The 10,602-nt window shown below is 60.3% G+C and carries 13 protein-coding genes and 1 pseudogene; 2 read left to right on the forward strand and 12 right to left on the reverse strand.

The annotated features are described in order from the left end of the window. Window positions 1-99: 99 nt before the first annotated feature. From JCM12178_RS15275 to ffh, 11 genes and pseudogenes are all read right to left on the reverse strand, one after another. Window positions 100-759, reverse strand: a complete 660-nt coding sequence (locus JCM12178_RS15275; protein ID WP_054652630.1) for a riboflavin synthase — start codon at window positions 757-759, stop codon at window positions 100-102. Window positions 760-827: 68 nt separating this feature from the next. Then, window positions 828-1,574 (reverse strand): substrate-binding periplasmic protein, encoded by a 747-nt coding sequence (locus JCM12178_RS15280; protein WP_054652632.1) that lies wholly within the window; start codon window positions 1,572-1,574, stop codon window positions 828-830. A gap of 133 nt (window positions 1,575-1,707) precedes the next feature. Beyond that, a complete protein-coding gene (ribD, locus tag JCM12178_RS15285) occupies window positions 1,708-2,739 on the reverse strand; it encodes a bifunctional diaminohydroxyphosphoribosylaminopyrimidine deaminase/5-amino-6-(5-phosphoribosylamino)uracil reductase RibD (RefSeq protein ID WP_369404539.1) in 1,032 nt (343 codons plus the stop codon). A 66-nt stretch (window positions 2,740-2,805) separates the two neighbouring features. Continuing rightward, window positions 2,806-3,264 (reverse strand): deoxycytidylate deaminase, encoded by a 459-nt coding sequence (locus JCM12178_RS15290; protein ID WP_054652634.1) that lies wholly within the window; start codon window positions 3,262-3,264, stop codon window positions 2,806-2,808. A 123-nt stretch (window positions 3,265-3,387) separates the two neighbouring features. Next, complete coding sequence (rnhB, locus tag JCM12178_RS15295) at window positions 3,388-4,032, reverse strand: ribonuclease HII (protein WP_054652636.1); 645 nt, start codon at window positions 4,030-4,032, stop codon at window positions 3,388-3,390. Window positions 4,033-4,144: 112 nt separating this feature from the next. Next, entirely contained in the window at window positions 4,145-4,495 is a 351-nt protein-coding gene (rplS, locus tag JCM12178_RS15300) for a 50S ribosomal protein L19 (protein WP_054652638.1), read from the reverse strand. A gap of 27 nt (window positions 4,496-4,522) precedes the next feature. Then, window positions 4,523-5,818 carry a tRNA (guanosine(37)-N1)-methyltransferase TrmD gene (trmD, locus tag JCM12178_RS15305; RefSeq protein WP_054652640.1) on the reverse strand — a complete coding sequence of 432 codons (1,296 nt, stop codon included), beginning with the start codon at window positions 5,816-5,818 and terminating at the stop codon, window positions 4,523-4,525. Window positions 5,819-5,857: 39 nt separating this feature from the next. Beyond that, window positions 5,858-6,319 carry a ribosome maturation factor RimM gene (gene rimM, locus JCM12178_RS15310; RefSeq protein ID WP_245628815.1) on the reverse strand — a complete coding sequence of 154 codons (462 nt, stop codon included), beginning with the start codon at window positions 6,317-6,319 and terminating at the stop codon, window positions 5,858-5,860. 96 nt (window positions 6,320-6,415) lie between these two features. Beyond that, window positions 6,416-6,648 (reverse strand): annotated as a pseudogene (locus tag JCM12178_RS15315) (KH domain-containing protein). Between the two features lie 87 nt (window positions 6,649-6,735). Continuing rightward, the gene (gene rpsP / locus JCM12178_RS15320; protein ID WP_054652644.1) at window positions 6,736-6,975 is read right to left on the reverse strand and encodes a 30S ribosomal protein S16; all 240 of its coding nucleotides are present in this window, start codon (window positions 6,973-6,975) and stop codon (window positions 6,736-6,738) included. A 98-nt stretch (window positions 6,976-7,073) separates the two neighbouring features. Beyond that, on the reverse strand, window positions 7,074-8,639 hold the full coding sequence (gene ffh / locus JCM12178_RS15325; RefSeq protein WP_054652646.1) for a signal recognition particle protein: 1,566 nt from the start codon (window positions 8,637-8,639) through the stop codon (window positions 7,074-7,076). A 301-nt stretch (window positions 8,640-8,940) separates the two neighbouring features. Between ffh and JCM12178_RS15330 the strand changes: the two genes are divergently transcribed. Further along, complete coding sequence (locus JCM12178_RS15330; RefSeq protein ID WP_054652648.1) at window positions 8,941-9,699, forward strand: potassium channel family protein; 759 nt, start codon at window positions 8,941-8,943, stop codon at window positions 9,697-9,699. Here the strand turns inward: JCM12178_RS15330 and JCM12178_RS15335 are convergent. After that, window positions 9,696-10,031, reverse strand: coding sequence for a TraR/DksA family transcriptional regulator (locus JCM12178_RS15335; protein ID WP_054652650.1), 336 nt, complete (start codon window positions 10,029-10,031; stop codon window positions 9,696-9,698). The genes JCM12178_RS15330 and JCM12178_RS15335 overlap by 4 nt on opposite strands. A gap of 82 nt (window positions 10,032-10,113) precedes the next feature. Here JCM12178_RS15335 and JCM12178_RS15340 point away from each other — a divergent pair. Further along, window positions 10,114-10,602, forward strand: a 489-nt coding sequence (locus tag JCM12178_RS15340; protein ID WP_172677161.1) for an SDR family NAD(P)-dependent oxidoreductase, incomplete at its 3' end; no start/stop codon positions are given.

The following is a 10,602-nucleotide window of genomic DNA, read 5'->3' on the forward strand; positions in this document are numbered from 1 at the left end:
TTCCAACGGCCAGCCCGCGGAAATCCCCCTCGCCCCAACACTCCATAAAAAAGGCCCCTTCCAAAAACGAGGCCACTTCAGATCAAATTCAAAAGACTTTTAAAATCCATGCTTCCGCAAAAAATCCTCTGTTATCGAAGTCTTCTTTGCGGCAGACTCGTCCTGCGCGACCCACGGCGCGACCATCCTTTCGACATACTTGCCGATGATGTCGGTCTCCATGTTCACGCGACGACCGGGTGACCAGCGTACAATGGTGGTGGCTTTCTGGGTCTCGGGGATGATGTTCACTTCGAGCCAGTCGGGACCGCAGGCGTTCACTGTCAGGCTGATGCCGTCGAGGGCGATTGAGCCTTTCTTGATGACGTAGCGACCTTCGGAGACAGGAAAGGTGAGGCGGTATATGTTCGACTCCCCTGCCGGGCGCACTTCTGCGACTTCGGCGATGCAATCGACATGTCCGCTGACGAGATGACCGCCGAGCCGGTCGCCCATGGCAAGGGCGCGCTCAAGATTGCAGATGGAGCCTGTACGCAATTCGCCGAGGTTGGTGACGTCCATGGTTTCGCGGCTGGCGTAGGCCGTGAACCAGCGATCGCCGAAGGTTTCCACGGTCAGGCAGACACCGTTGACGGCGATGGATTCTCCCAACTCGATGGCGTCGAGGGCGTAGTTCGCACGAATGCGAAAGCGGGTTTCGGCTCCGCGATTCTCCGCGCCTTCGATGGCGCCGGTACCTTGCACGAGTCCGGTGAACATGATCGAACCTCCCGATGTGTTGCGTGGGAGATTAGGTATCAGGTGCGGGCGCGGGTGTAAACGACGGACTAGTTGATGGCGAGCGTGCCAGTGGCGTTGGGCTGCTTGCCCATCGTCGCAAAGGCTTTGCGGAAGCTGTCCACCACGCAGTCAGGCACATCAAGGTTGAAGGCGATACAGAGCTTGGCCCGCCCGACGTCCATAACCCGTTCCAGTCCGGAATACTCCATGGTTGCGAGCAGTTCGTCGGCCTGATCGACGCTCATGAGGACGTAGTCGACACGCCCCAGATTGAGCTTGTCCACGTTCTGGCTGAAGGTGGGGGCGTCATCCAGTATCGCACGGGGAAAACTGGTCTTCATCAGGCTCGCCCCGGCAGACTTTCTGACCACACCGACCCGGACAGGCACGGTTCCGCCGAGGAGCATCTTGTGCGGTTCGCCTCTGCGGCCGACAAGAACGAACATCACGCCCTCAAATGGGCATACCCACTTGAACCAGTTTTCGCGGTCCGGAGTGCGGGCACAGGAGAAGAGGACACCATTGGGCTTGCGAAGCGCGGTGTCCATGGATCGCGCCCAGGGCATGACGTGGATTTCCGGCTCGGCAACGCCCATGAGACGCCAAGCCTCGCGCAGATATTCCACGGATGAGCCGGAAACGACACCGTCACGCTTGTAGCTATAGGGAGGAAAGTCCTCCGTGTAGTACTCAAGACCCGATACGTCGCACGCACCGCCATATGCAGCGCTCGCCCAAAAAAGCGAAAACGCCGCGCTGAGCAGAACAACGGACCATGGATTTTTCTTCGCCATCGCTATAACGTAGCACAGTTTTGAGAATCCACAAACAGTGGAACCACTATCACTTCTACGGTTATAGACTGAAATCTATGAACTAATATTAAATGACGCTTTTTGACTTCATGCTACGAAGCGGGCATGAGCGTCAGCCGGATGTCATTGCCGCTTTGGGCGACCCGGCTGATGCGATAGTCGATCGCGTCGCGATGCGGATGCCGTTGCGTCCGGAAAAAGCGCTGCGGGCGGTGGCATCGCCGAGGATTCTGGGGGCGAGAAAATAGTCGATCTCGTCGGCCAACCCCTGAAGCGTGAGGCTCAGGGCGAGTCGTCCGCCGCCTTCAACCATGGTGTAATGACACCCGCACTCACGGCGCAGCCACTCGAAGCCGGGTTCGAGAAGAAGACCGTCCGCGCCTTGCGGCAGCCCGAGAACGCGGACTCCGCGTTGGCGCAAGTCGTCGGCTTCGGCAGAGCTTGCTTGCGCTTCGCCCGTCCAGAAGATCAGGTCCTGCGGCCTTTCCCGGACCAGTTTACGGTCAGCGTCCGGCGAGGGCAGCGCGGATGTCACCACCACAGCCAGCGGCTGGCGGAAGCTTTCCGGCAACGCTGCGCAGCGGCAGGTCAGCGAGGGGTTGTCATTGCGGAAGGTCTCGCCGCCCACCACTACGGCATCGACGAAGGAGCGGATGCCTTGCACGGCTTCAAAAGATTCCGGACAGGAGACCGGCTCCGGGCAGCCGTCTGCCGCGGCGATCTTGCCGTCCAGAGTGGCGGCCAGCTTGAGAATGTTATAGGTGCGGCCGGTCTGCTGCCAGAGCAGGAAATCGGCCACGAGGTCGCGGCACTGTTGTTCGAGCACCCCGGTATGGACGCGAACACCCGCGCTTTCCAGACGTTCGATACCGCCTGCAGCCACGGGGTTGGGGTCCCGAAAGCCAACCACCACTTCGCCGATGCCCGCTTCGAGAATCGCCTCGGTGCACGGCGGAGTGCGGCCATGATGATTGCAGGGCTCAAGGGTTACGTAGAGGGTGCAGTCGGCAGCGGAGATGCGCTCTAAGACCCCCTTCTCTGTGGCGTCGGCCAGACATTCGCGCTCGGCATGAAGCCTACCGACGCGGGTGTGCCAGCCTCGGCAACGATGCGGCCGTCGTGCACCAGCACTGCACCGACGCACGGATTGGGCGCGGTGGGGCCGCGTCCCTGCCGGGCCAGCTCCACGGCCCGCTCCATGAAGCGTTCGCTAGAGGTATTTGCCCGAGAGCAGCTCATGATGCACGTTCGCTTCGGCCAGCATGGATTCGGCCAGTTCGTCGGGATAATGCTCGGCGTAATAGATGTTTCGCACACCGCAATTGATGAGCATTTTGGTGCAGATCAGGCACGGCTGGGTGGTGCAGTAAATGTCGCAACCGCGCAGGCACAGCCCGTGCGTGGCGGCCTGAATGATGACGTTTTGCTCGGCATGCAGGCCACGGCACAGTTCGTGGCGCTGGCCGGAAGGGACTTTCATGGTCTCGCGGATGCAGCCGACCTCTTCGCAGTGGGCCACGTCCGAGGGCACGCCGTTATAACCGGTTGCGACCACTCGCTTTTCCATAACAGCGATGGCGCCCACCGCGCGACGGGTGCAGGTGGAGCGCTGTGCGACCAGATGGGCAATTTTCATGAAGTAATCGGGCCAGGGCATTCTGCCGGACATGTGGGTTCTCCTGTGGAGGTCTCGCGCACAGAGCGCGGAAATTCTCGATAGCACGGCTTTTAGTGAAAGGAAACAGCGAGGACAGGCGCTCCCAACCGGGAGAGAGTATACGCGAAATATGGGCTAGAACGGCAGCCCGGCCTGTTTCTCGGCCTTCTTCTCCGGCAGCACGCCCTTGAAGGACATACGGTGCTGGCGGCAGGGACCACGCTCTTTCAGCGCCTCAAGGTGCACCTTGGTGCCGTAGCCCATGTGCTTGTCGAAGCCGTATGCGGGATAGCGCCGGGCGAGCTTGACCATCAGCCTGTCGCGGAAAGTCTTGGCCATGATGGACGCGGCCGAGATGGCGGGAATCTTGCCGTCACCCTTGATAACCGCCTCCTGCGCCATGTCGAACGGCAGGACGTGGTCGGGGATGACGTGGTTCCCGTCGATACGCGCCAGTTTCGGCCTGTTGCGAAGATGCGCGAGAGCATTGCCCATGGCCCGAAAGGTGGCCTGCAGGATGTTGATGCGGTCGATTTCCGGCGCCCAGATCACACCGACAGCCCAACACAGGGCCTGCTCGCGGATGGCGTCGTAGAGGATTTCACGCTGCTCGGCGGAGAGTTTTTTGGAGTCGGTCAGCAACGGGAGATCATAGGCATCGGGCAGGACGACCGCCCCGGCCACGACAGGCCCGGCAAGGCAGCCGCGCCCGGCTTCGTCGACACCGGCGACACTGTCTGCGGGGATACTGGCGGTGGTTATGAGCGATCCCATGCGCATGGTGTTTCCTTGCACGCTGCGGTCGATTTACATACAGCCTGAAACACGACATGCCGCCCCGTGAAACACGAGGCGGCTGCCGAAAAAACTCAGGCTGTGGGAGCCGGGAGGGTTATTCCCAGATTTCCTTGGCCTTGATGCGGGCGGCCTTTCCGCGCAGGTTGCGCAGGTAGTAGATGCGGCTACGGCGGACCTTGCCCTCGGAGACCACTTCAACGCGGTCGATGTAGGGGCTGTGCATCGGGAACACGCGCTCAACGCCGACACCGTCGGAAATCTTGCGGACGGTGAAAGTGGAGTCGGTGGTGCCGCGGCGCACGCGCAGGACCGTGCCCTGGAAGACCTGGATACGTTCCTTTTCACCTTCGATGATGCGGTAGTGAACCTTCACGGTGTCACCGCCCTTGAACTGGGGCACGTCGAGACGAAGGTGTTCGGCTTCGATCTTCTTGATGGCGTTCATGTCAGTCTCCTTATAAAAAACGAATATTTACCAAATGTCCCCGAGCAGGCGGTCAATGGTGATGGCCACCGCGCTTCGCACGGACAGGTGATTGTAGTCGTCCAGATAGCGAATGGGCCTGAGCGTGCCGTCACATGCGTCGAGCACTTCTTCGGCCAATCCGTGGCCTGTTCCGAAAACAAGCAAAACGGGACGTGATTCCAGCTGGTTGCGAATTTCGTCCATCGCCATGGGCGGTGGAGCCCCCTTTCGCCAATCCAGCTTCGCAGACGTTGCCGCGAGCAGGGGTTTTTGCCCTGTTCTGGAACAAATGTCAACCTCAACCTGCGACAAATCGTCCACAACGGAAACCATGGACAGGGCGTCGCTCCGGTCGGGGTTCGCCTTGGCACCCGCACCGTCCACCCAGTGGTCCAGCAGCGACCGGGCAAGGGCCTTCTGGTCCTCCAGCGGCGTGACCGCGTAGAATCCGCCCATGCCGTAGGAGCGCGTGACGCGGGACATATCGTGGACGTCGAGGTTTGTCAGCGAGACCGCGACCTTCTGCTTGTGCTTGTTCCACACCGGATAGTGCACAAGCGCCATATACAGGTTGCGGCCAAGCCGGTGCCGGGAAATATTGCAGAGGACGTCGATGTCCTCCTGAGTGAGCCGGGCCTTGTCCAGCAACTCCGGTCGCCGCTCAAGCGTCTGGGTGAGCGCCTGCTCCCGCCGCCACGAGGCGATTCGGCCGTGGTCGCCGCCCTTGAGGATCTCCGGGACCGCGAGCCCCTCGTACTCCTCGGGACGGGTGTAGTGAGGGTATTCCAGCATGCTGGCTGAAAAGCTCTCCTCCTCGCCGGAATCCTCGTGGCCCATGAACTCGGGCACCAGCCGCGCCACGGCCTCGGTCATGCACACGGCAGCGACCTCGCCGCCGTTGAGCACAAAGTCGCCCACGCTGACCAACTCGATGTCGTGCAGGTCCAGAAGGCGCTCGTCGATGCCCTCGTAGCGACCACAGAGAATGGTCACGTCTTCTTCGCGGGAAAGCTCGCGGGCAAACGACTGGTCAAAGGTGCGGCCACGCGGCGACATCATCAGGATGCGGCCCGGACGCTCAATGCTCTGGATGGCCTTGTGCAGCGGGTCGAGCATCATGACCATGCCCGGACCGCCGCCGTAGGGCCGGTCGTCCACGGTCTTGTGCCGGTCGGTGGTGAAGTCGCGCGGGTTGACGTGCTCAAAGTGCACAAGCCCGGAATCCACGGCCTTGCCCATGAGCCCGGACGAAAGCGGTGTCTCGAAAAACTCCGGGAAAAGGCTGACCAAATGGAAATTCATGGGTTCCTCGCGGGAAATGAAACAGGGACGCGCCGCAGGCTAGCTGATGCAGACGTCAAGCAACCCTTCGGGCGGGTCGATGACGATGCGTTCGGCGTCAAGGTCGATGTCGAGGACGAACTCGGGCACTGCGGGCAGCAGCAGTTCCTTGCCGTTGGGCATGGTGATGCTCCAGGTCTCCTGCTGCGGCGTCTCGATGAAACCGCTCAGGACGCCCACCTCCGTGCCGTCAGACAACTCCACGCGAAGCCCTTCAAGCTGATAGAGGTAGACCTCGTCGTCATCTATCTCGGGCAGGTCGCGGGTGCGGACGAGCACTTCGGCCCCGCGCAGTTCCTCAGCGCGATCACGATCCTCGACCTTTTCAAGCGTCATGAGGATCATGCCCTTGTGCTTCCGCCACTTGGACACGGCAAAACGCTTCGGTCTGCCCTTCCCGAAGAAAAGGAAAACCGAACCGATTTCGTCAAACAGCAAAGGGGAGTCAGCATACAAGTGCATGCTGAACTCCCCGCGAATGCCATGCGGTTTGACCACCTTCCCGACGGTCACAAAGGACTTGTCGGGTGCAGTCTTGGCGGCTGCGGCCATGGTCTCCTACTCGAGGATTTCCAGGACGGCGCGCTTGCGGGCTTGGTGGACGCGGCACCCAGAAGAGTGCGCATCGCCCGAGCCGTACGGCCCTGCTTCCCGATGACCTTGCCCAGATCTTCTTTCGCGACCTTGAGCTCGATCACCGAAGTCTGCTCGCCTTCGACTTCGGAAACCTGCACTTCGTCCGGGTTGTCCACTAGGGCTTTGGCAATGAACTCAATCAGTTCCTTCAGCATGATCTACCTCCGATACAGGCGGTACAGTGTGAGTGCGCCTCTGAACATGAAGTTCCGCCAAACAAGCCCGGACCAGTAGCGCAAGAACTACTCTCCGGCCTGCTTGAGCAGGGAACGAACAGTATTGGACGGAGTGGCGCCTTTGGCGATCCACTTCTCGACCTTTTCCACGTCGACTTTCACCTCGGCGGGCTCGACCATGGGATTGTAGTGGCCAAGATATTCAACCGGACGACCGTCGCGGCGAGTCTTGCTGTCGAGAGCCACGATGCGGTAGAACGGACGCTTCTTGGAACCCATCCGGGTCAGTCGAATTTTCATAGCCATGGTGTCAATACCCCCAGTTTTTATTCTTTACGTTTTAAGCCAGTTTTTGGCAAGTAGTCGCCATTTTTTATAATACCCAACAGTTTCCGCCCAAAGACTTACTTTTTCTTCTTCTTGCGGTTTTTCTTCTTGTTGAGTTTCTTCCTTTTCCGTTCCTTGAGGGTCTTTTTGGACGGGCCCTTGCGTGCGGGCTGATCGTCGCCCATCCCCGGCATACCGGGCATTCCGTCCATTCCGGGCATTCCCTCCATCCCTTCCATTCCGGGCATTCCGGCTCCGCCGCCCATGCCGGGCAGCTGACCGGCGAGTCCGCCGAGCCCCTTGGGCATCTTGGGCATTCCCATTTTGCCCTTCTTGCCTTTCTTGCCGCCCATCATCTGCTGCATCATGCCGCTCATCTGCTTGAAGTTCTTCAAGAGTGAGTTGACATCGGAAACGGCCACACCGGAACCTTTCGCGATGCGCTCCTTGCGGCTGCCGGCCTTGAGGATGTCGGGGTTGCGACGCTCCTCCATGGTCATGGAGCCGATGATGGACTCGGTCTTCTTCATCTCGTCTTCCGGCAGCTGGGCATCACCGAGCTGCTTGAGCATGCCGCCCATTCCCGGAATCATCTTCAGAAGGCCTTCCATGGAACCCAGCTTCTTGATGCGGCGCATCTGGGTCCGGAAATCTTCGAGGTCGAACTGGGCCTTGGCCATCTTGTCGGCCATGTCCTTGGCTTCGTCCTCGTCTATGGTGGACTGCGCCTTCTCGATGAGGGTGAGCATGTCGCCCATGCCCAGAATGCGAGAGGCGATGCGGTCCGGGTAGAAGAGTTCCAGCTCGGAGAGCTTTTCCCCCACACCCACGAACTTGACCGACTTGCCAGTCACGGACTTGATGGAGAGCGCCGCACCGCCGCGGGCGTCGCCGTCCATCTTGGTCAGCACCACGCCGGAGATGTCGAGAATCTCGTTGAACTTCTCGGCGACGGTCACGGCGTCCTGACCGGTCATGGCGTCTGCCACGAACAAAACTTCCTGCGGGGCGCACTCGGACTTGATGTTCTTGAGCTCGTCCATCAAGGGTTCGTCGATGTGCAGTCGGCCCGCGGTGTCGAAGAGGATGACGTCGCATCCCTCTTCCTTCGCCTTGACCACGGCGTCCTTGCAGATATCCACCGGGTTCATGTCCGGGGTGGACGGATACGCGGGAACGTCGAGCTGCTTGGCAAGCGTGTGGAGCTGGTCGATTGCGGCGGGACGGTAAACGTCGGCTGGGACGAGGTAGGGCTTGCGCTTGTGATTCTTTCTGAGCCAGAGCGAAATTTTGCCCGACGAGGTGGTTTTACCCGAGCCCTGCAAACCGACCATCATGATCTTGAGCGGGTCGGCGTCGAGATTCACGCCGGTCTGTTCGCCGCCGAGCAGCTCCACCAGTTCGTCGTTGACGATCTTGACGACCTGCTGCGCGGGATTCAGGCCCTTGAGGACGTCCTCGCCGAGGGCGCGCTCCTTGACCTGATTGACGAAGTCCTTGACGACCTTGAAGTTGACATCCGCTTCCAAAAGGGCAAGACGAACCTCGCGCAGCCCCTCCTTGATATTCTCTTCATCAAGTCGAGTCTGGCCGCGCAGCTTCTTGAAAGCCCCTTGTAGCCGATCCTGAAGGCTGTCGAACACTTCGTAAACTCCCGTCGTCCGTCGTTTTCCACGCACAAAAGGCCCGTCCAGCACGGGCAAAGAGACCGTGAGTTATTCCATTGTCGGCTGTTAGTCAAGTCCGCCGGGCCTTCCGTGGCATACATCCGTGTCGATTTCACGCCGTGAAGGGCATGCAGACAGCCCGACCACCGGGGTTTCCATCACTTTTCTCTTTGAAAAGAACCTGTGCGCAGGCATGACAAGCCATCAATACCTTTAGTATGTTCACGCCTTGCCCTTTTCCGACAAATCGGGATAGGAAAACGAAAAAGGGATTCTCATGCGCAGCACCCGATCCGGAATCGTCAACCTCGTCCTCGCCCACATCGTGCCGAGCTTTTTCTTCGGGATGCTCGTACTGATCCCGCTGGCCGGAGACATGGGCGGCACAGCCTCGGACCAGTCACTGCGAACCCTGCTTTTGGCCGGGACATTCACGGGCCTGCTCACGGCCGTTGTCACCGCGCTGTTCCATCATTTCATCGTCAACAGGCTCTCCCCGGCCGGGGAGTTCCTCGACAGGGCACACCTACGCCGCGACCGGCTGCTCGCCTTTGCGACATCCGCCGCCTGTGGCGGCAGCACGGTCTTCCTGCTGGTCAGCATGGAAGGCGTGCTGGTGCTGACCGTTTTGCTGCTGGCTGTCATCCTTCGACACATCCGGCGCTTTGCCCGGACCATCAGGACCCTTATCCGTCCGGGCACGCTGCCGACGGGCGCGGACGTCTGGCGGTTCGCGGAAATCTACGTGAACGTGGTGGCGGGCTTCACGCTTCTCAATGCGGGCCTGAACCTGCTGCACCGCTACGGGCTGCTTTCCGAGACCCAGTTCCCTTTTGGCGAAGGCTCGGCCATGCTCGTCGATTCGCTCTATTTCAGTGTGGTGACCATGACCACCCTCGGCTTCGGAGACATAACGCCTCTGACGCCGCTTGCGAAGGTGCTCACGGTGTTCGAGTGCCTGACGGGATACGTCATGTTTGCCTTGGCTGTGGGGATGGTGACGCGGGGAGTGGTGTCCGCGGATGAGGAAATCTAGGAAGCGCACTCCACGCAGAGCTCCGCCTCGGGCATGGCCAGCAGACGCTTGAGCGGGATCGGGTCCCCGCATTCGGCGCAGAGGCCGAAGTCTTCGTCCTCCTGCACACGGCGCAGGGCTTCCTCAAGCTTGAGAATACGCACTCGGGTGTTGGAGAGTTGCTTCTCGACCACGCCCTGATTGACCATGTTGTCCAGTCGGCTGAGCCTGCCGATGGACGCATCCGGAGAAACCGGCTCCATGCGCTTCTCAAGAGAGGGCAGCTGCTCCCGAAGAGCTTCCAGTTCCTTTTTGATGACGTTTGTAAAATCTTCGCGTTCTTTGGTATCCATGTGCTTGCCCTTGTTGCCCGAAGGCCGAATATGCGATAACTGCCGAACCATATACAAGCCCGAGCATGAGGTATCAGAATATATGATTGCGCTGAAAAATCAAACGATAGTGATAACCGGAGCCTCAAGCGGCATCGGCGCGGCCCTTGCCAAACTGCTTGCGGCGCGCGGAGTCAACATGGTGCTCAACGCCCGCAGCTCAAGGCGTCTGCTGGACGTCAAGGCTGCATGCAAGGCCCTCGGGGCAGAGGTCGAAGCCGTGGCCGGAGACGCCTCCGACCCGCGCGTGGCAAAGAAGCTTGTGGAGCTGGCCACCAAAATACACTACTTCGTCGGCTTCATTCACGCGGCGGGCGTGCTGCATCCCGGCCCCGCTGTATGGGAGCTGGATGACGCCTCTTTTGCCGAGGTGATGGACGCCAGCGTCACGGCCGCGCATCAGCTCATCCGGCACGCAGTCCCGCCCCTGCTGAAGGAAGGCGGCGGCCTCGCCGTTTTTTCGGGTCGGGCGCGGCGGAAAGACCCAGCCGGCAGTCGGAGGCTAACTGCGCCGCAAAGCCGCCGAAAAGCA

This window comes from Salidesulfovibrio brasiliensis JCM 12178 (genome assembly GCF_001311825.1).
Lineage (GTDB): Bacteria > Desulfobacterota > Desulfovibrionia > Desulfovibrionales > Desulfovibrionaceae > Pseudodesulfovibrio > Pseudodesulfovibrio brasiliensis.